The sequence below is a fragment of the Aeromonas sp. 600282 genome (assembly GCF_049175755.1).
GTDB classification, from domain to species: domain Bacteria; phylum Pseudomonadota; class Gammaproteobacteria; order Enterobacterales; family Aeromonadaceae; genus Aeromonas; species Aeromonas veronii_A.
On record NZ_JAAKVR010000004.1, the window covers coordinates 188,209 to 214,409 of the forward strand.

The 26,201-nt window shown below is 58.8% G+C and carries 26 protein-coding genes and 1 riboswitch; of the genes, 14 read left to right on the forward strand and 12 right to left on the reverse strand.

The window, feature by feature from the left end; translation table 11 throughout:
* Positions 1-91 precede the first annotated feature (91 nt).
* Positions 92-1,336, reverse strand: coding sequence for a sensor histidine kinase (locus G5137_RS06415; protein WP_107682220.1), 1,245 nt, complete (start codon positions 1,334-1,336; stop codon positions 92-94).
* The gene (locus G5137_RS06420) at positions 1,333-2,001 is read right to left on the reverse strand and encodes a response regulator transcription factor (protein ID WP_421255080.1); all 669 of its coding nucleotides are present in this window, start codon (positions 1,999-2,001) and stop codon (positions 1,333-1,335) included. Before G5137_RS06420 ends, G5137_RS06415 begins: the two co-directional genes overlap by 4 nt.
* An 88-nt stretch (positions 2,002-2,089) precedes the next feature.
* Here G5137_RS06420 and G5137_RS06425 point away from each other — a divergent pair, with 88 nt between their 5' ends.
* From G5137_RS06425 to thiH, 9 genes are all read left to right on the forward strand, one after another.
* Positions 2,090-2,512 (forward strand): hypothetical protein, encoded by a 423-nt coding sequence (locus G5137_RS06425; protein WP_368227066.1) that lies wholly within the window; start codon positions 2,090-2,092, stop codon positions 2,510-2,512.
* A gap of 86 nt (positions 2,513-2,598) precedes the next feature.
* Complete coding sequence (locus tag G5137_RS06430; RefSeq protein WP_323886536.1) at positions 2,599-3,084, forward strand: hypothetical protein; 486 nt, start codon at positions 2,599-2,601, stop codon at positions 3,082-3,084.
* A 260-nt stretch (positions 3,085-3,344) separates the two neighbouring features.
* The gene (gene aerA / locus G5137_RS06435; RefSeq protein ID WP_236368271.1) at positions 3,345-4,808 is read left to right on the forward strand and encodes an aerolysin AerA; all 1,464 of its coding nucleotides are present in this window, start codon (positions 3,345-3,347) and stop codon (positions 4,806-4,808) included.
* A 252-nt stretch (positions 4,809-5,060) separates the two neighbouring features.
* Positions 5,061-5,173, forward strand: a riboswitch (TPP riboswitch).
* Positions 5,174-5,453: 280 nt separating this feature from the next.
* The gene (gene thiC, locus G5137_RS06440; RefSeq protein WP_322112553.1) at positions 5,454-7,445 is read left to right on the forward strand and encodes a phosphomethylpyrimidine synthase ThiC; all 1,992 of its coding nucleotides are present in this window, start codon (positions 5,454-5,456) and stop codon (positions 7,443-7,445) included.
* Complete coding sequence (thiE, locus tag G5137_RS06445) at positions 7,442-9,049, forward strand: thiamine phosphate synthase (RefSeq protein WP_421255081.1); 1,608 nt, start codon at positions 7,442-7,444, stop codon at positions 9,047-9,049. The genes thiC and thiE overlap by 4 nt, the downstream gene beginning before the upstream one ends.
* Positions 9,039-9,833 carry a HesA/MoeB/ThiF family protein gene (locus tag G5137_RS06450; protein WP_421255082.1) on the forward strand — a complete coding sequence of 265 codons (795 nt, stop codon included), beginning with the start codon at positions 9,039-9,041 and terminating at the stop codon, positions 9,831-9,833. Before thiE ends, G5137_RS06450 begins: the two co-directional genes overlap by 11 nt.
* Positions 9,830-10,036: a sulfur carrier protein ThiS gene (gene thiS, locus G5137_RS06455; RefSeq protein ID WP_421255083.1), complete on the forward strand. Its 207-nt coding sequence runs from the start codon at positions 9,830-9,832 to the stop codon at positions 10,034-10,036. Before G5137_RS06450 ends, thiS begins: the two co-directional genes overlap by 4 nt.
* Before the next feature lie 85 nt (positions 10,037-10,121).
* A complete protein-coding gene (locus G5137_RS06460; protein ID WP_421255084.1) occupies positions 10,122-10,889 on the forward strand; it encodes a thiazole synthase in 768 nt (255 codons plus the stop codon).
* Between the two features lie 170 nt (positions 10,890-11,059).
* Positions 11,060-12,130, forward strand: coding sequence for a 2-iminoacetate synthase ThiH (thiH, locus tag G5137_RS06465; RefSeq protein WP_421255102.1), 1,071 nt, complete (start codon positions 11,060-11,062; stop codon positions 12,128-12,130).
* 261 nt (positions 12,131-12,391) lie between these two features.
* Here the strand turns inward: thiH and gapS4b are convergent, their stop codons facing one another.
* The 4 genes from gapS4b to G5137_RS06485 all read right to left on the reverse strand — a co-directional run bounded on the left by gapS4b (position 12,392) and on the right by G5137_RS06485 (position 15,509).
* On the reverse strand, positions 12,392-13,495 hold the full coding sequence (gapS4b, locus tag G5137_RS06470; RefSeq protein ID WP_421255085.1) for a GapS4b family protein: 1,104 nt from the start codon (positions 13,493-13,495) through the stop codon (positions 12,392-12,394).
* A gap of 4 nt (positions 13,496-13,499) precedes the next feature.
* Complete coding sequence (gene gapS4a / locus G5137_RS06475) at positions 13,500-14,411, reverse strand: GapS4a family protein (protein WP_421255086.1); 912 nt, start codon at positions 14,409-14,411, stop codon at positions 13,500-13,502.
* Positions 14,412-14,590: 179 nt separating this feature from the next.
* Complete coding sequence (locus tag G5137_RS06480; RefSeq protein ID WP_421255087.1) at positions 14,591-15,091, reverse strand: hypothetical protein; 501 nt, start codon at positions 15,089-15,091, stop codon at positions 14,591-14,593.
* Between the two features lie 4 nt (positions 15,092-15,095).
* On the reverse strand, positions 15,096-15,509 hold the full coding sequence (locus tag G5137_RS06485) for a GNAT family N-acetyltransferase (RefSeq protein ID WP_421255088.1): 414 nt from the start codon (positions 15,507-15,509) through the stop codon (positions 15,096-15,098).
* 287 nt (positions 15,510-15,796) lie between these two features.
* Between G5137_RS06485 and G5137_RS06490 the strand changes: the two genes are divergently transcribed.
* Positions 15,797-16,378, forward strand: a complete 582-nt coding sequence (locus G5137_RS06490) for a penicillin-binding protein activator LpoB (protein ID WP_106844168.1) — start codon at positions 15,797-15,799, stop codon at positions 16,376-16,378.
* 89 nt (positions 16,379-16,467) lie between these two features.
* Here the strand turns inward: G5137_RS06490 and G5137_RS06495 are convergent, their stop codons facing one another.
* Together G5137_RS06495 and G5137_RS06500 are read right to left on the reverse strand one after the other, a co-directional pair.
* Positions 16,468-17,103, reverse strand: coding sequence for a Vat family streptogramin A O-acetyltransferase (locus tag G5137_RS06495; protein WP_421255089.1), 636 nt, complete (start codon positions 17,101-17,103; stop codon positions 16,468-16,470).
* 23 nt (positions 17,104-17,126) lie between these two features.
* On the reverse strand, positions 17,127-17,444 hold the full coding sequence (locus tag G5137_RS06500) for a DUF6968 family protein (RefSeq protein WP_058056329.1): 318 nt from the start codon (positions 17,442-17,444) through the stop codon (positions 17,127-17,129).
* Positions 17,445-17,794: 350 nt separating this feature from the next.
* Here G5137_RS06500 and G5137_RS06505 point away from each other — a divergent pair, with 350 nt between their 5' ends.
* Positions 17,795-18,685 (forward strand): sensor domain-containing diguanylate cyclase, encoded by an 891-nt coding sequence (locus G5137_RS06505; protein WP_159158084.1) that lies wholly within the window; start codon positions 17,795-17,797, stop codon positions 18,683-18,685.
* A gap of 471 nt (positions 18,686-19,156) precedes the next feature.
* Complete coding sequence (locus G5137_RS06510; protein ID WP_421208858.1) at positions 19,157-20,431, forward strand: amino acid permease; 1,275 nt, start codon at positions 19,157-19,159, stop codon at positions 20,429-20,431.
* Between the two features lie 66 nt (positions 20,432-20,497).
* Here the strand turns inward: G5137_RS06510 and G5137_RS06515 are convergent, their stop codons facing one another.
* A complete protein-coding gene (locus G5137_RS06515) occupies positions 20,498-21,136 on the reverse strand; it encodes an exopolysaccharide biosynthesis protein (protein WP_421255090.1) in 639 nt (212 codons plus the stop codon).
* 248 nt (positions 21,137-21,384) lie between these two features.
* Here G5137_RS06515 and G5137_RS06520 point away from each other — a divergent pair, with 248 nt between their 5' ends.
* A complete protein-coding gene (locus G5137_RS06520) occupies positions 21,385-22,008 on the forward strand; it encodes an outer membrane beta-barrel protein (RefSeq protein ID WP_421255103.1) in 624 nt (207 codons plus the stop codon).
* An 81-nt stretch (positions 22,009-22,089) separates the two neighbouring features.
* Here G5137_RS06520 and G5137_RS06525 read toward each other — a convergent pair whose 3' ends face one another.
* Positions 22,090-23,013 carry a GGDEF domain-containing protein gene (locus tag G5137_RS06525; RefSeq protein ID WP_421255091.1) on the reverse strand — a complete coding sequence of 308 codons (924 nt, stop codon included), beginning with the start codon at positions 23,011-23,013 and terminating at the stop codon, positions 22,090-22,092.
* A 504-nt stretch (positions 23,014-23,517) separates the two neighbouring features.
* Here G5137_RS06525 and amt point away from each other — a divergent pair.
* Positions 23,518-24,945: an ammonium transporter gene (gene amt, locus G5137_RS06530; protein ID WP_103252255.1), complete on the forward strand. Its 1,428-nt coding sequence runs from the start codon at positions 23,518-23,520 to the stop codon at positions 24,943-24,945.
* Positions 24,946-25,027: 82 nt separating this feature from the next.
* Here the strand turns inward: amt and G5137_RS06535 are convergent, their stop codons facing one another.
* Positions 25,028-25,495: a glycine zipper 2TM domain-containing protein gene (locus G5137_RS06535; protein WP_201952827.1), complete on the reverse strand. Its 468-nt coding sequence runs from the start codon at positions 25,493-25,495 to the stop codon at positions 25,028-25,030.
* A gap of 119 nt (positions 25,496-25,614) precedes the next feature.
* Positions 25,615-26,091, reverse strand: coding sequence for a GNAT family N-acetyltransferase (locus tag G5137_RS06540; RefSeq protein ID WP_139405189.1), 477 nt, complete (start codon positions 26,089-26,091; stop codon positions 25,615-25,617).
* Between the last annotated feature and the right edge of the window lie 110 nt (positions 26,092-26,201).

Genomic DNA, 26,201 nt, shown 5'->3' on the forward strand with positions numbered 1-26,201 from the left:
CAGGCTTGCATCTGTCAGATAGCAACAGGGCGCCCTCGGGCGCCTTGTTGCTATCTGGCTGGTGGGTTGGCGGTGCCACTGCGCCCTCACCCTAACCCTCTCCCAAAGGGAGAGGGAACTGTTCGGCAGTGATCATCGCCAATCGGGCGCTAAATACACCATCCTCCAGCCGGGTGTCGATTTGCCAGCCCAGCTTCTCGCAGATGCGCTGGATGATGGTGAGGCCGCAGCCGTAGCCGAGGATCTGATCCGGCGCCGCCGCCGTCGGGTTGCTGATGGTGAGCACCGGGCCACACAGCTCGATGTCGATATGTCCCTCGGCATAGCTCAGGGCATTTTTCAGCAGGTTGCCGAGGGCGATGGCGAGCAGGGAGAGGGGGGCGTTTACTTCGCTGCTCTCATCCAGATTAAGCCGGATATCGAGGGCCTCCCGCTGCAACAGCGGAGCGAGGCGGGCCAGCTCCTGACGGATCAGCGGGGTCACCTGCTGCAGCGGTCGCTCCACTGCCTCCTTGCGGCCCAGCAGCAGGAAGGTCTCGGTGAGCAGCGCCATCTCGTCGGCGGCGGCGCGGATGCGGGTGGTGGCGCGGGCAGCTGGCGCGGGCAGATCCGTCACCTTGCCGAGCAGGGCGGCCGAGCCCTGGATCACCATGTTGGGGGTGCGCAGCTCGTGGCTGGCGAAGCGACTGAACTCCTGCTCGCGGGCGAATACCGCGCTCACCTCCTGTTTACCGGCCAACAGTGCCAGCTCGATATCCCGCAGCTCCTGCCAGGGGGCGTCGGGTTCGAAATCCGCCTGATCCGGGGTGAGGTGGGCGACCCTCTGTTGCAGCCGTTGCAGCGGCCCTGTGATATGGCGTACCAGCCAGATGCCGAAGCCGAGGCAGGCGAGCAGCAGGGTCACCCCGATCAGTCGGGTGGCCAGATGCAGCTTGTCCTCGTAGGGGTCGAGGTAGTCATCGGCGTCGTCATTGAACACCAGATAGAGCAGTCCCTCACCGGAGGGGTGACGGGCCACCAGAAAGTGTTTGTCCTCCTTGCCCAGCTGATGCTCGAAAAAGCCGGGAGTCTGGTAGGGCTTCAGCCATTTCGGCAAGCGGCCCGCCTCGGTCCAGTAGCTGGAGAACTGTCTGGGGCTCGGAGCCGCCGCAGCCGGGCCGAGTCGCAGCCAGTCATCGCTGTAGCGGGTCACTTCGGCTTCCAGCCAGTGGCGCAGGCTCAGCTCCTCCATCTTGTCCTCGGCCACCAGCATCAGGCCAGAGAGCAGGATCAGCAGCACCACCCCGGCGCCGCCGAGCGCCATGATCAGGCGGCGGCGCAGGCTCGGCAGGCTCATGCGCTCACCAGTCGGTAGCCCTGGCCGTGCAGGGTCTCCAGCATGGAAGTGGGGAAGGGTTTGTCGAGCGCGTTGCGCAGGGCGTAGATGTGGCTGCGCAGGGCATCGGAGTCGGGCTCCTCATCCCCCCAGACGGTGTCGAGCACCTCCTGACGGCTGACGATGGCGGGGGCGCGGCGGGCCAGCAGGGCGAGGATCCGGAACGGGATCTTGCCGAGCTTGAGGGGCTCACCGGCGCGGGTGGCGCGGCCGCTGGCGACATCGACCGTCAGATCGCCAAAGCTGATGGCCCCCACATCGCCGCGCGGGCCGCGCAGGCTGAGGGCTTGCAGTCGCACCTCCAGCTCCTCCATGGCGAACGGCTTGACCAGATAGTCATCCCCTCCCGCCTTGAAGCCCGCCAGCTTGTCCTCCAGGCTGTCGCGGGCGGTGAGAAACAGCACGGGAGTGGCAATCCCCTGCTCGCGCAGGCGCGCCACTGTGCTGAGGCCATCGAGGCGCGGCATCATCACATCCATGATGATGACGTCGAAACGCTGATCCTCCAGCAGTTGCAGCGCCGCCTGACCGTGATAGGCACAATCGAGGCGGTGACCGGCCAGCTCCAGATAATCCATGATGGTTTCCGCCACCTGAGGATTGTCTTCTACTACCAAAATCTTCATGCTTTGCTCTCCTGGTTGGCGAGCGTTTCACGCTCTTTTCACACCGGATTCGGCATCCTGTTTGCCAGTGTAACCCCGAGGATCCCTGATGAAGAAGTCTCTCTGCGCCCTCCTGTTGCTGATCTTGTTGCCACTTGGCACCTCACAGGCGACCGAATTCAAACTGACCGGCCGCACCACCTGGCAGCTTGGCCAGTTGATGGTCAACGGCATGCCGTTCGTGATCGACGACCAGACCCGCTTCAAGGATTGGCTCAACGAGGATGATCTCGGCGGTACCTGGGTCGAGATGAAGGGGGTGGTGGAGAACGGCGTGCGCTATGTGCGCAAGGTCGAAGCCCTCGACGAAGATGACAAGGACGAGATGGATCTGGAGGGGCCGGTCGAAGGGGGGCGGATCTGGGGCTACACCACCTCGGATAACAGTCTGGCGCCGTTCGAAGGGCGCTGGCTCGAGCTGGAATGCAAGTTTGACGGCATGCGCCTGAGCCGCTGCCGCGAGGATGACTGATCCGATCTCTGCGTTCCGATTAGAAATGCTCCCGAATGAAGCCCATGCTTGTCCAGCATGGGCTTTTTGTTCAGGGACGAACGAAGATGGAACAATCGAGGAAGTGGTGTGCATGGATGCTGGGTCTGCCGCTCTGGGCGGCGCAGGCGGGAGCCGACGAATTGTGGCTGGTGGAGCTTGAGCACAGCGACGGCATCCGCCTGCAATTTCAGGGTGCCGAGGTGGAGCAGGGCAGTGCCGCCATCTGGCGGCAGGGGGAGATTTGGCAGCAGCCACTCAAACCCGGCGACCAGCTCGCCCTGCTGGTGGCAGATGGCGTTGCCACCCGGATTGAGCTGCTGGCCGCCAGAGCACCGCTGGCCAATCAACCCTGGCAGCGGGCGCAAGATCGCCTGCAATCCTTCGATGACCGGCAGCTCACGCTGGCCACCCTGGGCACAGTGCCACTCAATCCGCAGGTGCGCTGGGTCAACGGTTCGGCCGCCGATCTGCATGCCGGGATCGAGCTGGTATTGATCCGTTCGGCGGATGGAATATTGCAGGGAATTGAAGTGATCAATCCGGAAGAGTAATTCAGCATCTTCTTATTTAATATAGCTTCACCATATTGTGGCAGCCATTAAATAATGACTGTCACAATAGTTATGATTTATTCCTCAATAAAGTCATCGCTCTAATTATTTTCCTGTATCACCATTATTTTGTTTGTCATGGATGTTTTTTGGTGGTTTATTTTATTTGTGTCAGGTTTTGTCGGAGTCCATACCTGTCAAATGAAAAAGGATATTTCTACACAATAACAATTATCGTATGTCTGAAAGAGGGATAAATGATGAATAGAATAATTACCGCCAATCTGGCGTTTTTGGCGTCTTCATTGATGCTCGCTCAGGTGCAGGCGGCTGAACCTGTCTACCCTGATCAGGTCAAGTGGGCGGGTCTTGGCACGGGCGTCTGTGCCAGTGGTTACCGTCCTCTGACCCGCGATGAAGCCATGAGTATCAAGGGTAATCTGGTCAGCCGCATGGGGCAGTGGCAGATCACCGGGCTGGCGGATCGCTGGGTGATTATGGGGCCGGGATATAATGGCGAAATCAAACAGGGCACTGCCGGAGAAACCTGGTGTTATCCCAACTCACCGGTTTCCGGAGAAATACCAACACTCTCTGACTGGAATATTCCGGCGGGTGATGAGGTCGATGTGCAATGGCGGCTTGTCCACGACAATGATTATTTTATCAAACCAGTCAGCTATCTCGCTCATTATTTGGGATACGCTTGGGTGGGTGGAAATCATAGCCCCTATGTCGGGGAGGATATGGATGTTACCCGGGTTGGCGATGGCTGGCTAATAAAGGGAAATAATGACGGCGGCTGCTCCGGATATCGTTGCGGGGAGAAGAGCTCCATCAAGGTAAGCAACTTCTCATATACCCTGGAACCCGACTCCTTCAGCCATGGTCAGGTCACCGAGAGCGGCAAGCAGCTGGTCAAGACCATCACGGCCAATGCGACCAACTACACCGACCTGCCCCAGCAGGTGGTGGTGACCCTGAAGTACGACAAGGCCACCAACTGGTCGAAGACCGACACCTACAGCCTGAGCGAGAAGGTGACCACCAAGAACAAGTTTCAGTGGCCGTTGGTGGGGGAAACCGAACTGGCCATCGAGATTGCAGCGAGCCAGAGCTGGGCCTCCCAGAAAGGAGGCTCAACCACCGAGACCGTCTCGGTTGAAGCGCGTCCCACGGTGCCGCCTCACTCCAGCCTGCCGGTGCGGGTTGCCCTCTACAAGTCCAATATCTCATACCCCTACGAGTTCAAGGCCGAGGTCAATTATGACCTGACCATGAAGGGCTTCCTGCGTTGGGGCGGCAATGCCTGGTATACCCATCCGGAGAATCGTCCGACCTGGGAGCACACCTTTGCCGTCGGCCCGTTCCGCGACAAGGCGAGCAGCATCCGCTATCAGTGGGACAAGCGTTATATCCCGGGTGAAGTGAAGTGGTGGGACTGGAACTGGACCATCAGCGAGTATGGTTTGTCGACCATGCAGAATAACCTGGGTCGTGTGCTGCGCCCGATCCGTTCGGCAGTGACCGGTGACTTCTATGCCGAGAGCCAGTTTGCCGGCGATATCGAAATCGGTCAGCCCCAGACCCGTTCCGCGAAGTCTGCCCAGCTGCGCAGTGCCTCTGCTGATGAGGTGGCGCTTACCGGTGTGGATCTGGACAGCGAGGCCCTTGCCAACGAAGGGTTTGGCAATGTATCCCTGACCATAGTGCCGGTTCAATAACCTCCCTCGCAGGTCCCTTTCATAGGGGCCTGTTTCTGTTTGCCCTGCGCCCCTCGATTTTCCCTCTTTTTCTCCTCTTGTCCCTGAATGATCACAGTGGGAACCTGTAGCGTGCCAAGGGGATGCCAACGCAGGTTTGACCTCTGTTTGGGGTGGTCCCGTGATCGAGACATTGTTCACTCATTTGTTGCAAGAGGCGTGTTGGCCAGATTGTTAACGGCTTGTGCTTTAGATTTTCCCCCTTATACTGGCGCCATCTTGTCGGAGTGCTGACCGTCGAACGACGCGAAGCTGAGACCGTTAATTCGGGATCCGTGGAACCTGATCAGGTTAAAACCTGCGAAGGGAACAAGGGTAACTTGCGGGTTACCGCGCCGGAGGAGGGACAAGCCTCTTCCGCTCATCGAAGGGATCACCCTTGATGGGTCAGGGCGCACAGGAGGGAGTCTGTCCCGTCCGATTGTCCAGCACGTGGGGCGCCTTGCCCACAGCGTGCAGAGAGCGGGAAGGGGCAGTACAGCAGCGCGGAGATCCATCCCGCGCGCACTCCCTCCTGACATAAACACCCCGCCGCAAGTTCATCTTCTCCTCGAACTCCAGACAAGCAAATACCCATAACTTCAACCAGTTAATGTGAGTTTTGCTATGTCTACTTCTGTATCTGATACCAATAAATCCAGCCGCCGCGAGCAGCGTTCCAGCGCTCAGGCCTTTATCGACAGCCTCAAGGGGATGGCTCACCCCAACTCCCGCCGCATCTTTATCGAAGGCTCCCGCGCCGATATCCGGGTGCCTCTGCGGGAGATCCAGCTGGCCGACACCTTCGTCGGCGGCACCAAAGAAGATCCCCGGTTCGAGCCCAACGAACCGGTGCCGGTCTACGACACCTCTGGCCGTTACGGGGAGGAGGGGGTCGCCATCGATGTGCGCCGTGGCCTGCCGCGCCTGCGGGAAAACTGGGTGCTGGAGCGGGATGACACCGACGAGCTGCCGGGGCTCAGCTCCACCTTCACTCAGGAGCGGCTGGCCGACGAGGGGCTGGATCACCTGCGCTTCGAACATCTGCCAAAGCCGCGCCGTGCCAAGCCGGGTCGCCGGGTCACCCAGCTCCACTACGCCCGCGCCGGTATCGTCACCCCCGAGATGGAATTTATCGCTATTCGCGAGAACATGGGGCGTGAGCGGGTGCGCTCCGAGCTCTTGCGCACCCAGCATCCGGGCCGCGATTTTGGTGCCCGTTTGCCCCAGAACATTACCCCCGAGTTTGTGCGTGATGAGGTGGCCGCCGGTCGCGCCATCATCCCCAGCAACATCAACCACCCGGAAGCGGAGCCGATGATCATCGGCCGCAATTTCCTGGTGAAGATCAACGCCAACATCGGCAACTCGGCGGTCACCTCTAGCATCGAAGAGGAAGTCGAAAAGCTAGTCTGGTCCACCCGCTGGGGTGCCGACACCGTGATGGATCTCTCCACCGGCCGTTACATCCACGAGACCCGCGAGTGGATCCTGCGCAACAGCCCGGTGCCCATCGGTACCGTGCCCATCTATCAGGCGCTGGAGAAGACCAACGGCATCGCCGAGGATCTCACCTGGGAGCTGTTCCGCGACACCCTGCTGGAGCAGGCCGAGCAGGGGGTGGACTACTTCACCATCCACGCCGGCGTCTTGCTGCGTTTCGTGCCGATGACCGCCAAGCGCCTCACCGGCATCGTCTCGCGCGGCGGCAGCATCATGGCCAAGTGGTGCCTCTCCCACCACAAGGAGAACTTCCTCTACCAGCACTTCCGAGAAATTTGCGAGATCTGCGCCGCTTATGACGTGGCGCTGTCGCTGGGCGACGGTCTACGCCCGGGCTCCGTCTATGACGCCAACGACGAGGCTCAGTTCGCCGAGCTGCGCACCCTGGGCGAGCTGACCAAGATCGCGTGGGAGTACGACGTACAGGTGATGATCGAGGGGCCGGGTCACGTGCCGATGCACATGATCGAGCGCAACATGACCGAGCAGCTGGAGCACTGCCACGAGGCGCCGTTCTATACGCTGGGCCCGCTCACCACCGACATCGCCCCGGGTTACGATCACTTCACCTCCGGCATTGGTGCGGCGCTCATCGGCTGGTACGGCTGCGCCATGCTCTGCTACGTCACCCCCAAGGAGCATCTGGGGCTGCCCAACAAGGAGGATGTGAAGCAGGGGTTGATTACCTACAAGATCGCCGCCCACGCCGCCGATCTGGCCAAGGGGCATCCGGGTGCCCAGATCCGCGACAACGCCATGTCCAAGGCGCGATTCGAGTTCCGCTGGGAGGATCAGTTCAATCTGGCGCTCGACCCCGACACCGCTCGCGCCTACCACGACGAGACCCTGCCTCAGGAGTCCGGCAAGGTGGCCCACTTCTGCTCCATGTGTGGGCCCAAGTTCTGCTCCATGAAGATCACTCAGGATGTGCGCGATTACGCAGCAAAGCTTGAAGCGGTGGAGATCAAGCTGGTCGGCATGGATGGCCAGCAGGAGCAGGTGGTGGCTCAGGTGGAGAGCGGCATGGCCCGCATGGCGGAGACCTTCAAGGAGACCGGCGGCGAGATCTATCATCAGGCGGCGGCGCTGAAACAGGCCGCAGGGGAGGAGGCGTGAGCAGCGCAAGCGGGGCCGTCAGCCCCGCCGATCTGTCCGCCGTGACGCAGGCCCGCCCCGTGGTCTGGACCATCGCCGGTTCAGACTCCGGCGGTGGCGCCGGCATTCAGGCCGACTTGCACACATTGCACGACCTTGGCGTGCACGGCTGCTCGGTCATCTCCGCCATTACCGCCCAGAACTCGGTGGCGGTGAAGATGGTCGACCCCGTGCTGATGCAGACCTTCACCGCCCAGATCGACGCCCTCGGTGTCGATCTGCCGCCCGCCGCCATCAAGATCGGCCTGCTGCCAACCCGGCTTCACGTCGAGGTGCTGGCCCGTCGACTGGCAGCCATCGAGGCTCCCTTCGTAGTCTACGACCCGGTGGCCATCGCCAGCACCGGCACTCCGATGGCGGAGCCCAATATGTTGGAAGCGGTGCGCGAGCAGCTGTTACCACGTCTGTCGCTCATCACCCCCAACGGCCCCGAACTGGAAGCCCTGACCGGCATTCCTGCGACCAGCCCTGTGCTGGTGCGCTTCGCTGCCCAGCGGCTGCGCGAACTCGGCGCCCGTGCCGTGCTGGTCAAGGGCGGCCATCTGGGCTGGAGCGGCGATCTCTGCCTCGACTACTACCAGGATGAGACCCGCGAATTCTGGCTGGCGGCGCCGCGCCTGAATACCCGCCACGGTCACGGTACCGGTTGCTGCTACGCCAGCGCCATCGCCGCCGTGGTGGCGCAGGATTATCCGGTGGAGGACGCCATCACCCTGGCGCGTGCCTACCTGCAACAGGGGTTGGCGGCGGCGCAGGGGGTGGGGGCAGGCCCGGGCCCCATCGCCCATCTTGGCTGGCCTGCCGATCTTGCTCACTTCCCCCGCGCCGTCTTGGCGGGCTCAACCCTCGATCGCCGCTTCGCTCTTTATGAAGTGAGCAGTGCCCGCCTGCCGCAGGGTCCCTTCGCGCCGACCGAACACAACCTCGGCCTCTATCCGGTGGTGGACTCGGTCAAGTGGCTGCGCCGCCTGCTGGGGCAGGGGGTCAAAACCATCCAGCTGCGGATCAAGGATCTGCCCGCCGCAGAGGTGGCGCCGGCCATTCGTGATGCGGTAGCGCTCGGTCGCCGCCATGGGGCGCGGCTCTTTATCAACGACTACTGGCAGCAGGCCATCGAGGCGGGTGCCTGGGGCGTGCATCTGGGGCAGGAGGATATGGAGACCGCCGATCTCGCCGCCATTCAGGCGGCCGGGCTGCGCCTTGGCATCTCCACCCACGGCTACTTCGAGCTGATGCGGGCCCGCGAGCTGGCCCCCTCCTATATCGCGCTGGGTCATATCTTCCCGACTAACACCAAGGCGATGCCGTCTCGCCCGCAGGGGCTGGTGCGGCTGCATCGCTACCGCGCCCTGATGTGCGACTGGCCGACGGTGGCCATCGGCGGCATCAGCGAGGAGCGGGTGGCGGCGGTCAAGGCTAGCGGGGTCGGCAGTATCGCGCTGGTCTCGGCCATCACGGCCAGCGATGACTGGCAGGGGGCGACCGAACGGCTGCTCGCGGCCGTGGGGGCGGGGGATGAGCCACGCTCGGCTTCTGCCATAAGGGAGGTGGAACATGCGCTCTGATGCCGCTTCTCTTAGTGACAAAGAGTATTTGCGATACGGCCGCCAGCTGATGCTGGCGGAAGTGGGGGAGGCGGGGCAGGCGCGGCTCAAGGATCAATCGGTGCTGATCGTCGGCCTCGGCGGGCTCGGCTCGCCGCTCGCCCTCTATCTGGCTGGGGCCGGTGTGGGCACCTTGTGGCTGGCCGATGGCGATACGGTGGATTCCAGCAACTTGCCGCGCCAGATCCTGTTCGATAGCGAGGCGGTCAACCACTCCAAGGCGGAGCTGGCCCGCGAGCGCTTGGCCGCCCACAACCCGCTGGTGGAGCTGATTGCCATCAACCAGCGGCTCGATGCCGCCAGCCTGCCGGAGTTTGTGGCCGAGGTAGATCTGGTGATCGACTGCTGCGATAACCTCGCCACCCGCCAGGCCATCAACGCCGCCTGCGTGGCTCAGGACAAGCCCTGGATCTCCGCCGCCGCGGTGGGTTGGCAGGGGCAGTTGATGGCGCGCACCAGCAGCGATCACGCCTGCTACGCCTGCCTCTATCCGCTGGATACCAAGCTCTCCCAGAGCTGCGAGACCAGTGGCGTCACTGGCCCGCTGGTCGGGGTAATGGGCTCCTTGCAGGCGCTGGAGGCATTGAAACTGCTGTTAGGGATGCCAAGCCCGGTCGCCGGCACATTGCGCCGTTTCGATGCTTTGGCCCATCAGTGGCAGACCCTCACTCTGGCCCCCGATCCCGATTGCCCGGTCTGCGGACAGCGCCGATGCCCGACACACGATAAGGAGATCACCCCATGATCCTTACCATTCGACTCAACGATAAAGCCCAGCCGCTGACGGCAGGGCATAGCGTGGCCGACCTGCTGGCGGTGCAAGACGTTAATCCACAGGGAGTGGCGGTGGCCCTTAACGGCGCCGTGCTGCCCCGTGGCCGCTGGGCCGAAACCCGTCTCAATGACGGGGACGAACTTCACCTCTTCACCGCCATCGCGGGAGGCTGACCCATGATGCTCGCAGTCCCATCTTCGCGTGCTCTGCCTTGCGGCGGAACTTCATCTTTTCTTACTACTGTGGCGGGAGGCTGACATGCTCAAAATTGCCGATCACACCTTCTCTTCGCGCCTCTTTACCGGCACCGGCAAGTTTGCCCGCCCGGATCTGATGGCCGCAGCCATCGAGGCGAGTGGCTCCCAACTGGTCACCATGGCCATCAAGCGGCTCGAACCGGGCAAGGCCCACGACGATATCCTGAGCCCCTTGCTGCAACTCGGGGTCAAGCTGCTGCCCAACACCTCCGGCGCCAAGACCGCCGCCGAGGCGGTATTTGCCGCCCATCTCGCCCGCGAGGCGCTGGGGACGAACTGGCTGAAGCTGGAGATCCACCCCGATCCCCGTTATCTCTTGCCCGATCCCATCGAGACGCTGAAAGCCGCCGAGCAGCTGGTGAAAGAGGGCTTTGTGGTGCTGCCCTACTGCGGCGCCGACCCCGTGCTCTGCAAGCGGCTGGAAGAGGTGGGCTGCGCCGCCGTGATGCCGCTCGGGGCACCCATCGGCTCCAATCAGGGGCTGGTGACCCGGGAGTTTCTCTCCATCATCGTCGAGCAGGCCAATGTGCCCGTGGTAGTGGACGCGGGCATAGGTGCACCAAGCCACGCCGCCGCTGCCTTTGAGCTGGGCGCCGATGCCGTGCTGGTCAACACCGCCATCGCGGTGAGCGGCGACCCGGTCGCCATGGGCCGCGCCTTTGCGCTGGCCTGCACCGCCGGTCGCAGCGCCTATGAAGCTGGCCTTGGCGCGCGCGTCCTGCAGGCCCAAGCCTCCAGCCCGCTCACCGATTTTCTGGGGGCTTTATGAGTCATGAAACAGGGGCGACCATGAACATCTCCCCCTTGCCCCAAGGGCAGCCAGAGGTTTGCCCCCCTCTCCCTCTGGGAGAGGGGCTGGGGGTGAGGGCGCCGGGGGTGAGGGCTAAGGAGCCTTCCTTTCTCGACCGATGGCAGGAGCTGGAGTGGGACGATATCGGCATGCAGATCCGCGCCAAAACTGCCGCCGATGTGGCGCGGGCGCTGAGTGCATCGCGCCGCACCCTAAGCGATTTTATGGCGCTGATCTCGCCGGCCGCCGAAGCCTATCTGCCGCAGATGGCGGCCGAGGCCGAGCGGCTGACCCGCCAGCGCTTTGGCAACACCATCGGCTTCTATGTGCCGCTCTATCTGTCGAACCTGTGCGCCAACGACTGCACCTACTGCGGCTTCTCCATGAGTAACCGCCTCAAGCGCAAGACCTTGAATGCAGAGGAGATTGAGCGTGAGTGTCTGGCCATCAAGGCGCGCGGTTTCGACAGCGTGCTGCTGGTGACCGGCGAGCACGAGCACAAGGTGGGGCTCGCCTATTTTCGCGAGGTGATGCCCATCATCCGCCGCCACTTCAGCACGGTAGGGATGGAGGTGCAGCCCCTCTCGCAGGCCGAATATGCCGAGCTGAAAACCCTCGGCCTCGATGCCGTCATGGTCTATCAGGAGACCTACCACGCCCCCACCTACGCCCGCCACCATCTGCGCGGCAACAAGCGGGACATCGCATGGCGCCTCGCCACGCCGGATCGGCTGGGCCGCGCCGGTATCGACAAAATCGGGTTGGGGGCGCTGATCGGTCTCTCCTCGGATTGGCGCACCGACAGCTACTTTGTCGCCGAGCATCTGAGCTGGCTTGAGCGCCATCACTGGCAGAGCCGCTACTCGCTCTCCTTCCCGCGCCTGCGCCCCTGCACCGGCGGGCTGGAGCCTGCCGTGGTCATGTCGGATCGCCAATTGGCCCAGCTTATCTGCGCTTGGCGCCTCTTCTCGCCCACGCTGGACTTGTCGCTCTCCACCCGCGAGTCAGCCACCTTTCGCAATGGCGCGGTGCGCCTTGGTATCACCCAGATGTCGGCCGAGTCGCGCACCCAGCCGGGGGGCTATGCCGAAGGGGATAAAGAGGAGCTGGAGCAGTTCGCCATCCACGACGACCGTCCGGTCGGTGAAGTCGCCGCCGCCGTGCGGCAGGCGGGGTTGCAGCCGGTGTTCAAGGATTGGGAGCCGTTTTTGGGGAGATAGAGGGTGATTTCCCTTTGCCATACGCAGATCGGGGAGAGTGATGCAGGAACACAATAGCTATTCGCGGTAAACGTTGGGCTTCGCAAGCTCAGCCGCAACCTACATCTGTGGTAGGTTGGCGCTGAGCGTAGCGAAGCCCAACATACGGGATTATCCGACAGCACGCGGCGATGGACTATTCATGGCTCGGTGCCGCTTGCTCGACACTCTGCATTAGATATGCACTGGCCAAAAATGTTAGTGTCTAAATTATGACAATGGTCACAAGAGCTCTTGTTTAAGTGATAGGAATTCTGCTGTTTTTACCTTCTCTATGTTTTTCATTATTAGATTCTTGACTTCTTTTATTTCTGTTTGTGAAGCACCTGTCAGTTTAAAAGCTTTAAAGTCCACAACTAATTCTGCGAAATCATCACCTTTTTTCGCATATCCTGGAAACTCAAAAGACACTTTACATGTTCCACTATATGATGAAAATGAAATTGAATAATTTGCAACCAATTTAAAAGCCTTCATGTTTTTATGTAACTTTTCATTGAAGAATATTGTTTTCTCCAGATCACCTTTTACTGATAGCTCATCAATATTCTTTTGTAACCATTCGATTTGTTGATCTGGTTCTTTTGTTATATCTGGCTTAAATTGGAAGTCCACAATTTCTTTATAGAAAAACTCATATTCTGTCTGCTTGCGAGCAATTGCACTAAGAAATGAAATTCGATTTTCATTTGTGAAGTGATTGAATCTAACCTCAGTTATTTTTGCTGATTCACTGATGTAGTGATTATTCCTTAAGTGGACCTCTGCGGCTTTAAGAATAGAGTTTGCAACTTGTTTTGTTTCTGGTGATGTATGTGTCATGGTTATGTTCACAGAGATATTTTCACCATTAACCTTCTTTAACTCAAGTTGGCCTTTGAAGTATTTTTCTTGATTATCCCACTCATCTAATAAATCAGTTCTCTTAATCCCAAAGTCTAAAAGAACAAAATCAGGGTTTTCTGATGAATAAAAATCAGAAAACTCATCTATTTCATAGTTTACAAATTGTTCGGGAACTATGCTGTCGACATCTATTGCACCATGTAAAGCATCAATTAAAGTGTCTTCAGAACTCCACTCTAGATTTCTAAAAATTGTTTTTGGAGAGCTTTCCCGAGATGTAACTTTACTTTTTAGCTGTTCAAATTCCCGTGGGCTGATGATTGTTTTTATCAAAAGTGGTGCGGTATCACTTTTTTCCGTAGAGTGAGAAAAAACACCTCTCCCTCTTAGAACGCTATTTATATCAGCTTCTGATACTTTTGATTGCGATATGAGAGCTTTTAAATGTTCACCTGCTGGAATAAATTGTCTGTTATTCATGCTCTCACCCGGAATAGCTAGTATTGAAAGATTTAACGTCAATGTTTAAGCGCACACCATCACTTAATAAAGATATCTTTGCCCTCTCGATTAACTCTTTGTGATTAAGAATGTTGTAGTGAGGGAATATGAGAATGATGTTTTTAGTTAGGTCTTGTGAAATTTCTCTAGCACAACTTATCAAAAGCTCCAATGACTCTTCTGTAATGTTTTCATTAGTTAGTAGGCACAGCGCTAATTGCTCTTCATCACCACTAACATCTATTACAATAGGAATTATTGGTGCAGTTATAAATTCAACAGGCATTATTGATGATCGATATTTTTTATCTGGTGAAGAAATATTGAGAGAAGTAGAGGGGTAGTAGAATTCGACTTTGTCATGATAAACCCTCTTCATATAAGTTAACGCATTGAACAAAAATGATGCTCGTTTATTGTCAATTACATGAATTAATTTGTATTTAATGTCTTTGTCGATTCTAAGGTTTGATATTTGGCTAATGATTTCTTGGTTTTCAGGTGATGTATCATTGTTGAAATAAAAGAGAACACCTATGTCATTTTTCCGCATGCTGCGCCCAAATGACTTGTTATATTCACTTTTTACAGACGATTTCGAATAGCATTCAATTGTGTTTGCTATATCTTTGAAATGGTCCTTAAATGTTGATGGGACTGCCTTATATGGATGGCTAGAGTATTTTGATGATATGACTACATTTTCAACTGAATTCGATTCTAATGGGGATGTATAGAGGTATAAAGAGTCGATTCCGTGAGTCTGTTTTTCATGTGATTTTGTGCAACAAGGAAGCTGTATATTTCTTGCGACATCTTTCCATCCCATTAAACTCAGGATGTCAACCACTATATCCTCACCTACATCTCCAACTCGTTTAGAAAACTCACCCATATTAGATTCTCTAGTAAAAATATATTGTTGAATGCAAATCTTATAGGTCAGTCTATCGCGTTGGAGGCTTTGTATGAAGCCTTTCTTTCCCGTGATGTGAGATCAAACACTCTAACAATGTTGTGCCTTATTCGGCTGTGACCTCTCCCTTCATAAAAACCTTTGTTATTTCTTCTGCTTCAGAGTTGTTTGAGGTACTCGGTTAGCGAGAAGGGCTGAGCAAATTCCTTCATCTCGGCCAATCTATCCAGTTCTGCTTGGCCGACTTGCTGCAACTGAGCTTGCCGGGCGGGAGTGAGCGTGGTGGCTCTCGCCTTGATCAAGGTGTCGAGAAAACTGCGGTTTCCCTCTACCGCCTGATGGAACGCCTTGAGCGCCAGCGCATCGACTTCTGCTGCGGTGCAGCGCTCCATGCTTTTCTCATGCAGATAGATCAGCACGGTCGCCTGCTGTGCTTTCTCCAGTGACCAGAAGGGGTCGCTTTTCGCGGGTAGTGTGGCGCAGTGTTGTGACTTGATCGCTTCACATCGCTCAAATGCCGGATCCAGATCGTGTAGTGACAGGGCAAGGGTGCTGGAGCTGGTTGCAAGCAGTGCAAAGAGCAAGGCAAGGCGCCTGTAGAAGGAGAGACTCCAGCTATCCGGTGCCTTGTCTATTGCAGGGCTGTTGCGGCCGCTCATCGGCTTATGACTGCTTTTTCAGAAAGTAACTGATATGCCCCGGCGGCATATCGGGCAGCTGGCCAAAGACTTCGTAACCCTGCTTCTGGTAGAAGGGGAGGGCCTGAAAACTGGTGGTTTCCAGATGGTAGTTGCTGATGCCCTTGCTTTGGGCGTACTGCTCCATGGCGCCGAGCAGGCGGCCGCCCCAGCCATCGCGGCGGATGCGTTCGTCGATCCAGAGCCAGTCGACGTGCAGCCAGCCCCACTTGATGTCGGCGATGATGCCGCCGTGTACCTTGCCCTCTCTATCCTTGATAAAGCTGGCGATCCGCTCGCGCAGATGGGTGCCGGCGTGACCCGTGTTGAAGCCAGAGAGACCAATGCGCAGCGCTTCGATCTCATCATCCTGAGGCGGTTGGGGTGGGGTGAGTTGCATAGTGCTTCCTGCTTGAGTGTGATGATCTCTGTCGGGTTGCGACGTGTTGTGCGCCGGGCTTACCGCTGCGTTACTGTTGATGTTTTACCGACACTACCCTAACGGAATCGGGTGGAGCCGTGCCAGCTTTTTCGTGGGCCCAGGTTCGCCAGTCTCTGTCGCCCTGTGGTGGTGGGCGTATCGACCCCGCCGGGGTTTGTCCCTAGCATAAGGAGGATGCGGGGCAGGGGCTCCGCCATGCGGGCATGTGTTGATGCCCGTTTACGGATTTCTGGCGGAGAGAAAAGATGAAGCTGCGTTCCTTGTTGATGGTGGGGGCCCTGCTGCTGGGCGGTTGTGCGGTCAATCCCTACGGTGGTACTCAGGCTCCTGTCAGTGAACCCGATCAGCCAGTGAGCCAGCCGGACAAGCCGGTGACCAAACCGGATAGCGGGGACGTTCAGCCCAAGCCGGTGGCGCCGACCGGACTGGCGCAGGCCATGGCCGATCTCTTTGTGCAGGCCCCCGAGGTGCGGGAGCTTGCGCAAACCGGTCAGCCGGTGCTGCTGCTCACCCCGCCCCAGAACGGCACCGGCGAGCCGGTGGACACCCGCGCCATGGCGGCGGCCATGAGCAAGCTCATCCAGAGCAAGAGCGGTTTTCACTTTGTCGACCAAGGGCAGGTGGCAGCCATCACCGGCCAGCTTGAGTATCAGCAGGGCAGGATGAACCCGGCCTCCCTTGTGCGGCTTGGCCGTCAGACCGGCGCCGGCTACATGCTCTACGGGGATCTGGTGACAGAGGGGAGCCGTTATCGGTTGTCGATGACCCTGATGGAGCTGCGCAGCGGCGAGCTGATCTGGAGCGGTAGTCGCTCCGCCAGCCACTGAGCGGTCTGCGACCAATCAAAAAGAGGGTTGAGTGCCTGTGCGCTCAACCCTCTTCTCATTTCTGGCCCTATGCCTGATGGGGCTTGTCTCTAGCGGATTGCCGCTTCCAGCGCGGCTATCTCGCCGCCGCTGATGAGCGGCAGGTTGCGGCTGATCTGCTCCACCGGCCAGTCCCACCAGGCGATGGCGTTGAGACGGGCTATGGTGTCGTCGTCGAAGCGGTAGCGGATCATCCTGGCGGGATTGCCGCCGACCACGGCGTAGGCGGGCACGTCACCGGTGACCACGGAGCGGGCGGCGATAATGGCGCCGTTGCCGACCTTTACCCCCGGCATGATCAGAGCCTCATAGCCAATCCAGACATCGTTGCCGATGACGGTATCCCCCTTGTAGGGGAGGCTGCCCGGGGCGGGTGCGGCATGCTCCCAGCCGTTGCCGAAGATAAAGAAAGGGTAGGTGGAGAAGCCGGAGGTCTGGTGGTTGGCGCCGTTCATGATGAACTTCACCCCGCGGGCGATGGCGCAGAACTTGCCGATGATGAGCTTGTCGCCGATGAAGGGAAAGTGGTAGAGAACGTTGCGCTCGAAGCCCGCCGAATCCTCCGGGTCGTCGTAATAGGTGTAGTCACCCACCTCGATATTGGGCCCCTTGATGGTGTTCTTGATAAAACACACCTGGGGGAAGCCATTCATGGGGTGGGGATTGGCGGGGTCGGGTCCGTGCATCCGGGCTCCTTGGGTTGGCCGGGCTAGAGCGCCGGGAAGTAGCAGGCGCTCATGTCGATGGGGTGATCGGGGCAGCCTGGCAGATAGAATTGCCAGCCCGCATCGGAGAAGGCGCGCAGTTCGGTCTCGACAAACTTGATGGCGAGGCTCAGGGCCTGCAGGCTGTCGATGCCGTAGATAAAGGTTTTGTCGCTCAGCCCCGCCAGCTTCACCTTGCAGCGCCAGTCACCGCTGGCGGACTTGGGATCCGGCTCGGGGGCCTTGATGGCGATCTTGAGGGTGAGCTGTTCCCCTTCGGTACTGATAGCGTCGAAGCGGGCGGTAACGATGGCGTTTTTCATCTGGCGATTCCTTTTCCGTGGTACAGCCCCTGCGGTTGCGGGGGGGCTGGCGTTCCTGATGGCTGATGAGGTGAAAACTGGACTCGTGACGGCCAGCGTAAATGAACTTGTGAGTTGAAACAATGAGATATCATTGAGCGAGGGAGGGGCCATCCGCCACTGCGAACGGTCGCAAGTCAGAGCGGCGGTGGGCGCAGGCAATCCTTGCTGGCCGAGACGTCTGCATGCTGCTAGATGTAAAGGATTGTTGGCTATGACGGCAGATTTTTCTCCGTTGCCGATGAGGGCGAGTGAGTCCTTTTAAGGCAGAATATCTCCCCCCTGTTTGACCCTAACGTACAGGAGTCTCCGTGGCGCTTTCGGTAACCCAGCTTTATGAAGTGATGGCCCAACTGCCAGATCCCATCTTCATCCTCAGTGAAGATGGTTATTACGTGGAATATATCGGCGGCATGGAGCAGCAATCCTATCACGATGGCAATCCGCTGGCGGGCAAGCAACTGGCCGATGTGCTGCCACCCGAGATGGCCATGTGGGTCAAGGCACAGGTTGCCGAGTCACTGGCGAGCGGTCAGGTGCGGGTGGTGGAGTATGAGCTATCAGCAGCCGAGGTGGGGGGGATCAATGCCGCCGTCGGGCCGCAGGGGGTACAACGCTTCGAGGGCAAGATTGCCCCGCTGCCCTCCCTCTATGACGGCAAGCGGGCGGTGGCCTGGGTGACTCGCAATATTACCCGCCAGTACGAGTTGCAGCAGCGACTGCAGCGCCAGAGCGAGACCGATCAGCTGACCGGTCTCTACAACCGCCGCTTCTTCTTCGAGCACTGCCAGCCGCTGCGGACAGGGGAGGCGCCCTGTGGCCTTATCATGCTCGACATCGATCACTTCAAGCAGATCAACGATCACTACGGCCATCAGCAGGGAGATCGGGCCTTGCAGCGATTCAGTGGCTGCATCGATGCCCTGTTGCGGGCGGACGATCTCTTTGTGCGCAGCGGCGGCGAGGAGTTTTTGATCCTGTTGCCACGGATCGATGAGGCCGGTTTGCTACAGATGGCGGAGCAGATCCGTGCCGCTGTCGAAGCATTGCCTGCCGATCCGGTCGCCATCACGGTCAGTCTGGGCACAACCCTGGTGCAGCCGGAGGAGGAGATCAATCAGGCGCTGGCCCGGGCCGACGAGTGGCTCTATCAGGCCAAGCGGGCAGGGCGCAACCGGGTGGCACACTGCCCGGCACGCTGAGCTGATTGGTCCTGTTATTGGCAGACATCACCTTTCCTTTTGCCATAAATAAATTGGCTGACATCACTGTCAATTAGTAGAAAAGTTGGCCGTATTATTTCACTGATATTCCACAGCTTAAGGTGTTAATATTATCGGCCTGATCGCTGGTCTTATTTGTGTTGTTGGGCAACAGGATGAGGTTTTATCGGTATGTTATCAAAAGGGTTTGGATCTGGTTCTGGATGACGAATGTGACACATTTCATTGTCTTTTGAAACAATCCGATTCAAACGGTCATGAATTATTAACCTTGACCAGGTTGGCGATTTCAACGATGGTAGCGTGGCAGCTCCGTTTCCCTCCGGTGGCCCTGTTGGCTACTGGCGGCGTTGTTCTTTCACGAACAGGGCGATCTGCCATGACATATCGCCAGCCTGTTATTCGGGCCAATAAAAATAATGATGACAGACTAATAAGGTATATATTGCAATGAGTGTTTCTATTGCTGAAAAGAGTCACCCTGTTTCAAAATTGAAATGGGAGAAAAGCGATTCGGTATGGACCATGGGCTTATATGCCACTGCTGTTGGTGCCGGTACGTTATTTCTCCCTATTACTGTTGGCAGTAATTCCCCGGTTATTTTGCTGTTTATATTATTGCTGGCTTTTCCGCTTTCTTATTATTCCCACCGGGCATTGAGCCGCTTTGTGCTCTCCAGTTCCCATAAGGAGGGGGATATCACCCATGTGGTGGAGGAGCACTTCGGTGCCAGGGCGGGCAAGCTGCTGATGCTGGTCTATCTGATGGCCTTCTACCCCATCATTCTGGTTTACAGCATCTCCATCACCAATGCGATCCAGAGCTTCGTGGTACATCAGCTGGGGGATGCCGCGCTTCCCCGCGGCTTGCTGGTGCTGGGGGTGATGCTGGGTCTGCATCTGATCCTGCTGGCCGGCAAACAGATCGTGGTGTCGGCCATCAGCGTGCTGGCTCTGCCGATGGTCGCCTTTCTGATTGGCCTCTCCATCTATCTGCTGCCCCAGTGGAGCCTCTCCTATTTCACAGAGAGTCAGGCAGTGGAGTGGCGTGACCCGGCGTTCTGGAAATCCCTCTGGCTGATCGTGCCGGTGATGGTGTTCTCTTTCAGCCATGCGCCCATTATCTCCTCCTTCAGTGCGGCGCAGAAAAAGCGCTGTCAGGAGAGTGCCGACCTGCGTGCCAAGCGGATCATCAAGTGCAGCAGTATGCTGATTTGCGGTAGCGTGCTCTTCTTCGTGGTGAGCTGCGTGATGAGCCTGAGTCAGGCCGAGATGGCGCTGGCCCGCACCGACAATATCTCCGTGCTGTCGGCGCTGGCGAACAAGTTTTCCAATCCGCTGATCGCCTATGTGGGGCCGCTTATCGCCATTCTGGCCATGTCCAAATCCTTCCTCGGCACCTCCATGGGGGTTAGCGAGGGGACGGTGAGCATGGTGAGCGGTGCCTGTCAGGGGCTGGGGCTCTCTCTCAAGGAGTCGACCATCGCCCGGGTGTCGTCGGTGATCCTGTTTATGGTGACCGCCCTCATCACCTATCTGAACCCCAATGTGCTCGACATCATCGAGCGCGTCAGTGGCCCGCTGATCGCGGTGATCCTGTTTCTGCTGCCGGCCTGCTCCATCTATCGCTTGCCCGCACTCAAGCGTTATCGCGGGCCGAGTACCCTTTTTGTGTTGGTGATGGGGCTGCTTGCCATCTCGGCCCTTATCTACGATCTGCTTTGACCGGGCGGTATCCCGCACAAATCCAAAAGGGCGACCATCTGGTCGCCCTTTTTCTGTGCATCGGGGTTAGCCGAGCAGGCCGGTGGCGCTCTGGCCCGCCATCAGCAAGCCGATGGCCAGCACGCTGAACCAGACCAGGGTCGCACTTACCAGCAGATAGCCGCTGGCAACGAACAGACCGTCCCGCTGCAACATGCCGGTGCAGAGCAGCAGGATGGCCCAGGCGGGCATGGCATTGGTGAAGGGGATGGCGCCCAGGGGCAGCATCAGCAGCAGGGCGGCCAGCATGATCAGCAGACCGTTGCAGCGGTTGACCGTGCTGCTGCCGGTCAGCACCAGCAGGCGCGGGCGGATAACGCGATCGACACGGGCCAGCAGATCCGCACCCTTGTGCAGGGTCGGCTTGAGCTGGTCGGCGGCGAAGCGGCGTTCCATCAGGATGGCGGGCAGCCAGGGCACCCGGTTGAGGGTGATACCGATGCCGATAAAGAGGATCAAGAGGCCAAACGGGGTGCTGACCCCGGGAATGGAGACCGGCAACAGAAAGGGGACGGTGAGCAGCACGCAAAACAGCAGCATGCCCTGTTCGCCCACCAGCTCCAGCATCTGGCGCAGGCTGATGTGGCTTTCGTCGATGGCGTGCGCGGTGGCCCGCAGGGTATCCGCGAGGGTGGTCTGGGGGTCGTGAAGTTGCGCGGCAACCATTCCCTGATGTCCTTCTGAGTGGTGATGACAGGTCCTTGTGACCCGCTTTGGCGCCAGCATACGTGGCAGAGGTTAACCGTCGATGAATGGTGGCGGGGAGTACGGCAAGGCCACAATGGTACTGCTTTGCCGCGCCATCGATGAGTGTGATCCCCCCCATGAAAGTGAACCGGTACAGCTGCCATTTAGGATGAGCGCAGGATGCCTCTGGTATGCTTTCTGCACAATCACACAGGGAGCAGGGGATGATGAAGAGAGCCGGGATAGCGATGATGGGGCTGTTGCTGCCACTCGGGCAGGTCTGGAGTAGTGAGGCAGCAACCACATCCGGTTGGCAGGTGACGCCGTTTTTCGGCTACAGCTCAGCCATCGACTTCGAGAAGAGTGACGAGGTGGTGCAGCCGGTCTCGCGCTCGGCCTCGCTCGATTCACTGCTGGGGCAGGGCTCCGGCAGTTGGGGTCTCTTTATCAGCAAGGAGGTGGATGATCCGGGCATGATCGAGCTGCTCTACAGCCATCAGTCCACCACCCTCTCTCCCGACCAGCCGGATCGCCTGACGGTGGACATCCTGCACTTTGCCGGTGCTTTGACCCTCTCTGACAACCTGATGGCGCCCTATATCGGCGCCGGGATCGGGGTGACCCGCTTTGCCGCTTACGACAGCGAGGTGACCCCTTCCATGTCGCTGGCGCTCGGGGTGCAACCGCGCCTCGCCGAGCATCTGGCCCTGCGGGCCGAGGTGCGCGGTTATGGCTCGCTGGTCAACGACAACAACCAGTTTCTCTGCAACCCGGAGCAGTGCGTGTTCAAGGTGCGCGGGGAGCTGGTGACCCAGTGGCAGGCCAATATCGGTCTTACCTTCCGCTTTTAGACGGGGGATTTTCCCCATGAAACAGGGGCCCCTGTTTCAGCAGCAATGTTCCGCCGTGATCGGTAATCAACCGGCAGCTCTTCACGCCTCTTTATTAGTCGGCGTCGCCCATACCGCGCAGTTTCTGCCCGCCTCCTTGGCGCCATAAAGCGCCTGATCCACCCGCTTGAACAGCGAGACTGCCGGTTCCTTGGGCTCGCGGACTCCCACTCCCAGACTGACCGTCATGGTATGGGTCGGGTCGGGGGCTATGGTGCGGGTCGCAGTGAGCAGGGTGTTGGCCAGTTGCTGCAGCTCGGCTTCGTGGGCGACGGGCAGCAGCAGGGCAAACTCTTCACCCCCGACACGGGCCGCCAGCGCACCGGGCGGGCAGTGCTGTTGCAACAGCTCGCCAAACTGCTGCAACACCCGATCCCCGATATCGTGGCCGTAGTTGTCATTGATCCGCTTGAAGTGATCCAGATCCAGCAGGATGAGGGCGTGGCAAATCCCTTGTTCCAGAAACAGCTGCTGATGAAAGTAGCGCCGGTTTGGCAGCTTGGTCAGATCGTCGAACAGCGCCTGTTGTCTGAGCTGGGTATTGATGTGAAAGAGGTGGTGCATGGTGCTCAGGATGCCGATGCTGCTGAGCAGGATGCCGCTGGAGCGCAGCAGATCCTCGGCATAGATGGCGAGCCAGAGCGGCTGCGCCACCAGCTCATCCATGATGTCGGCGGTGGCCCCCATGATCCACAACATCAGACCGCAGGAGAGCATGCGGTAGGTGTGGGTGGGCAGGTGGGCGCACTGCACCACCCAGAACAGGAACAGCATGGTGAGCCAGTTGATCACCTCGAAGCCAAAGCTGACGGCGTAAAAGCGTTCGTAGGGGAAGTGGGGCAGCAGCAACAGATGAAGGGTCATGATGGCCAGCATCAATCCCCCCAGCAACAAGATGTGGGAACGATGCTCCCGATCGAGCTGATGGTAGTGGGAGAGGCTGATATCGAGACGATCAAACTGCATGGTGTTCCTCGGATTGGGCCCGCCATCACGTTGCAAACAAGGCGCTGCGTAATGGTATGCCGTAGTCGGATAACAGAAACGGCTGGTCTGCCAGTGTAAACGAGTTGGCCTGCAGCGCGCGATATAGAGGGCTTCAGCTTGTGGGCTGGTTCAGGGTTTGCGCACTTCTGGTGCGTGAAGTATCGCCTGCCCTGTGACAGGGCGGTTCAGTACCGGTTAGCGCAGAGCGTGCGCCATTTTGGTGCGTTAACGATGGCTGAGATAGTTAATTTAATGATTTTTAAGGATTTAAAATTATGGCCCACTTTATGCTTTTTACATGTCAGACGGTCTCTTGCGCTCATCGGCGGCAGACGCAGTGATGAGGAAGTGGCAAGAGGCATCCCCGTGCCGGGCGCGGGTGTGATTCTGGCGGGTTGCAGCAACACCTTGCGGTTCGCCACAGATTCAATCAGGGAAACGGAGCCGGTCTTGTACCGGTACGACAGGGAAGGAGAGTGCTCTATGGTCAAAAAATGGATGATGGCGGGTCTGACGATGTTGCCTGCCTTGCTGGTTACCCCAAGTTGGGCCGAAGAGGTCGCTCAGGTACAGGCGGCGGTGGCACCGGTTGCCGCCATGACAATCAACAAGGGTGACAACACCTGGATGCTGCTCTCGGCGGCCCTGGTGATCCTGATGTCGATCCCCGGTCTGGCCCTCTTCTACGGTGGTCTGGTGCGGGCCAAGAATATGCTGAGCGTGCTGATGCAGGTCTTTACCCTGTTCTGCCTTATCTGCGTGCTCTGGGTAATTTACGGTTATTCACTGGCCTTTACCGAGGGGGGCAATTTCTACGGCTCCTTCAGCAAGGTGCTGCTCAAGGGGGTGACCCCTGACTCCATCGCCGCCACCTTCAGCAAGGGTGTCGGGATCAGCGAGCTGATCTATGTGGTGTTCCAGGGGGCCTTTGCCGCCATCACCTGCGGCCTTATCGTGGGAGCGTTTGCCGAGCGCATCAAGTTTGCCGCCGTGCTGCTCTTCTCGGTGATCTGGTTCACCTTCGCCTATATCCCGCTGGCTCATATGGTGTGGTATTGGGCGGGTCCGGATGCCTATACCAGCGCCGAAGCCGCAGCAACCGCGACCGCAACTGCCGGGTATCTGTTCCAGCATGGTGCGCTGGACTTTGCTGGCGGCACCGTGGTGCACATCAACGCCGCCGTGGCGGGTCTGGTGGGGGCCTATCTGGTGGGCAAGCGTCTGGGCTACGGTCGTGATCCCATGACCCCCCACAGCCTGACCATGACCATGATCGGCGCCTCCCTGCTCTGGTTCGGCTGGTTCGGTTTCAACGCGGGCTCCGCGCTGGAAGCCAACGGGGTGGCTGCGCTCGCCTTTATCAACACCTGGGTGGCACCGGCTGCGGCAGCTCTGTCATGGACGTTGGCCGAGTGGGTGATGAAGGGGCGTCCCTCCCTGCTGGGTGCGGCGTCCGGAGCGGTGTCCGGTCTGGTGATGATCACCCCTGCGGCCGGGTTTGTCGGTGTCGGTGGCGCGCTGGTGATGGGTCTTGTCAGTGGTGTGGCCGGTCTGTGGGGCGTCCACGGTCTCAAGCGTCTGCTGGGGGCCGATGACAGCCTGGATGTCTTCGGTCTGCACGGGGTGTGCGGCATTCTCGGCGCCCTGCTGACCGGCGTCTTTGCCAGCCCGGATCTGGGCGGCACCGGGGTGTGGGACTATGTCACCAATCAGGTTGCCGAGGGCTACTCCATCCTGACTCAGGTGAAGATCCAGGCCATCGGGGTCGGTGTCACCCTGCTCTGGTCCGGTGCCGTGGCGGCGATTGCCTTCAAGGCGGTCGACATGCTGATCGGGCTGAGGGTCAATGGCGATGCCGAGCGGGAAGGGCTGGATGTCACCTCCCACGGCGAGAAGGCTTACAGCATGTAATCCAGAACGTCAGACAACAAAAAACCGCCGGAATCGGCGGTTTTTTTATGGCTCGAGGGTGGCGAAACCTTGGTTCACACGCTTAATTCACTACGGCCACGTTGATGCTGCCATTGCCCTGGGTCATGCGTACCCGCGCGCCCGGCACGAAGGTGGGGCTGGCTTTCTGCACCACCACGATGGCTTCGCCGTTCTCTTTCTTGATCTCCAGCTCGACCCCGTCGACCTGGTTGAGTTTGTCGCCAGCGGCCTTGCCGGCTGCCGCGCCGGCAATGGCACCACCTGCTGTGGCGATATCACGGCCGGTGCCGCCGCCTATGGTGCTGCCCAGCAGGCCGCCGACCACGGCGCCGCCAATAGTGCCGAGCAGGGAGTTTTCATCAGCCTGGATCTTCACCGGGCGGGTGGAGATGATGGTGCCATAGCTGACGGTTTGTACCTGTTTGGCACGGTCTTTGGTGTAGACATCGCCAGAGTAGACATCGCTGTTGGCGCAACCGGTGACGGTAGTGGCGGCCAGCAGGGCAATAAGGGTCATACGTTTCAACATGATGGGCCTCCAAGGCTGAATAGAATTCAAACAATCAGTTTGATGAATTGAACTTTACTCCAAGCAAGCGGGACATGAAATCGGCAAAATGTAACCAATTATGCGTTCTGTAACCGGTTTTATCCTTGAATCGCAGCTGTACCGGAGAGGGTTTTAACCAGCACAAGCCGATCCTCGCCGGGGCCGAAGTAGTCGGCGACCTCTTCAACCAGTTGATAGCCAAGACGGTAGTAGAGGCGCTGGGCCGGATTGGCCGGATCGACCGTGAGCCGCAGTTCGCTGATCTGCAGCGCCTGCTGGTTGGCCTCCATCTGGCGCATCATCCGCTCCGCGAGGCCGAAACCGCGCGCCTCGGGCAGCACCGCCAGCGAGAGCACCCAGCCTTGCGACCGCTCCTGACCAAAGCCACCCAGCACATAACCCACCAGTTGCCCCTCGTATTCGGCCACCAGCAACAACTCGGGCCATAAATCCATCGCCTGACGGAAGAAGAAGGCGGGATAGACATCTTCACCAAAGACTTTGGCATCGATCTGCCAGATGGCGTGCATGTCATTGTGGGTGGCGGTGCGTAGCAGGGGCGGGTTGTGGTGCATCAGGACTCCATCGGCAGCAAACGGATCAGCAATGCCGCTGACCTTGGGGCCAACGGCAGAAAAGGAGTCATAGGGTAGTGGTCATCCCCTGCCGGATGCAAGGGATTGGC

Excerpts from the sequence above, each read along its gene's own strand:
- G5137_RS06415 (WP_107682220.1), bottom strand. The coding sequence starts at position 1,336 with ATGAGCCTGCCGAGCCTGCGCCGCCGCCTGATCATGGCGCTCGGCGGC.
- G5137_RS06490 (WP_106844168.1), top strand. The coding sequence starts at position 15,797 with ATGAAGCTGCGTTCCTTGTTGATGGTGGGGGCCCTGCTGCTGGGCGGT.
- G5137_RS06460 (WP_421255084.1), top strand. The coding sequence starts at position 10,122 with ATGCTCAAAATTGCCGATCACACCTTCTCTTCGCGCCTCTTTACCGGC.
- G5137_RS06450 (WP_421255082.1), top strand. The coding sequence starts at position 9,039 with ATGCGCTCTGATGCCGCTTCTCTTAGTGACAAAGAGTATTTGCGATAC.
- G5137_RS06525 (WP_421255091.1), bottom strand. The coding sequence starts at position 23,013 with ATGCAGTTTGATCGTCTCGATATCAGCCTCTCCCACTACCATCAGCTC.
- thiS (WP_421255083.1), top strand. The coding sequence starts at position 9,830 with ATGATCCTTACCATTCGACTCAACGATAAAGCCCAGCCGCTGACGGCA.
- G5137_RS06485 (WP_421255088.1), bottom strand. The coding sequence starts at position 15,509 with ATGCAACTCACCCCACCCCAACCGCCTCAGGATGATGAGATCGAAGCG.
- aerA (WP_236368271.1), top strand. The coding sequence starts at position 3,345 with ATGAATAGAATAATTACCGCCAATCTGGCGTTTTTGGCGTCTTCATTG.
- G5137_RS06480 (WP_421255087.1), bottom strand. The coding sequence starts at position 15,091 with ATGAGCGGCCGCAACAGCCCTGCAATAGACAAGGCACCGGATAGCTGG.
- G5137_RS06430 (WP_323886536.1), top strand. The coding sequence starts at position 2,599 with ATGGAACAATCGAGGAAGTGGTGTGCATGGATGCTGGGTCTGCCGCTC.
- G5137_RS06510 (WP_421208858.1), top strand. The coding sequence starts at position 19,157 with ATGAGTGTTTCTATTGCTGAAAAGAGTCACCCTGTTTCAAAATTGAAA.
- gapS4b (WP_421255085.1), bottom strand. The coding sequence starts at position 13,495 with ATGAATAACAGACAATTTATTCCAGCAGGTGAACATTTAAAAGCTCTC.
- thiH (WP_421255102.1), top strand. The coding sequence starts at position 11,060 with ATGCAGATCCGCGCCAAAACTGCCGCCGATGTGGCGCGGGCGCTGAGT.
- G5137_RS06515 (WP_421255090.1), bottom strand. The coding sequence starts at position 21,136 with ATGGTTGCCGCGCAACTTCACGACCCCCAGACCACCCTCGCGGATACC.
- G5137_RS06425 (WP_368227066.1), top strand. The coding sequence starts at position 2,090 with ATGAAGAAGTCTCTCTGCGCCCTCCTGTTGCTGATCTTGTTGCCACTT.
- G5137_RS06535 (WP_201952827.1), bottom strand. The coding sequence starts at position 25,495 with ATGTTGAAACGTATGACCCTTATTGCCCTGCTGGCCGCCACTACCGTC.
- G5137_RS06540 (WP_139405189.1), bottom strand. The coding sequence starts at position 26,091 with ATGCACCACAACCCGCCCCTGCTACGCACCGCCACCCACAATGACATG.
- G5137_RS06420 (WP_421255080.1), bottom strand. The coding sequence starts at position 2,001 with ATGAAGATTTTGGTAGTAGAAGACAATCCTCAGGTGGCGGAAACCATC.
- gapS4a (WP_421255086.1), bottom strand. The coding sequence starts at position 14,411 with ATGGGTGAGTTTTCTAAACGAGTTGGAGATGTAGGTGAGGATATAGTG.
- thiC (WP_322112553.1), top strand. The coding sequence starts at position 5,454 with ATGTCTACTTCTGTATCTGATACCAATAAATCCAGCCGCCGCGAGCAG.
- G5137_RS06500 (WP_058056329.1), bottom strand. The coding sequence starts at position 17,444 with ATGAAAAACGCCATCGTTACCGCCCGCTTCGACGCTATCAGTACCGAA.
- G5137_RS06520 (WP_421255103.1), top strand. The coding sequence starts at position 21,385 with ATGAAGAGAGCCGGGATAGCGATGATGGGGCTGTTGCTGCCACTCGGG.
- amt (WP_103252255.1), top strand. The coding sequence starts at position 23,518 with ATGGTCAAAAAATGGATGATGGCGGGTCTGACGATGTTGCCTGCCTTG.
- G5137_RS06495 (WP_421255089.1), bottom strand. The coding sequence starts at position 17,103 with ATGCACGGACCCGACCCCGCCAATCCCCACCCCATGAATGGCTTCCCC.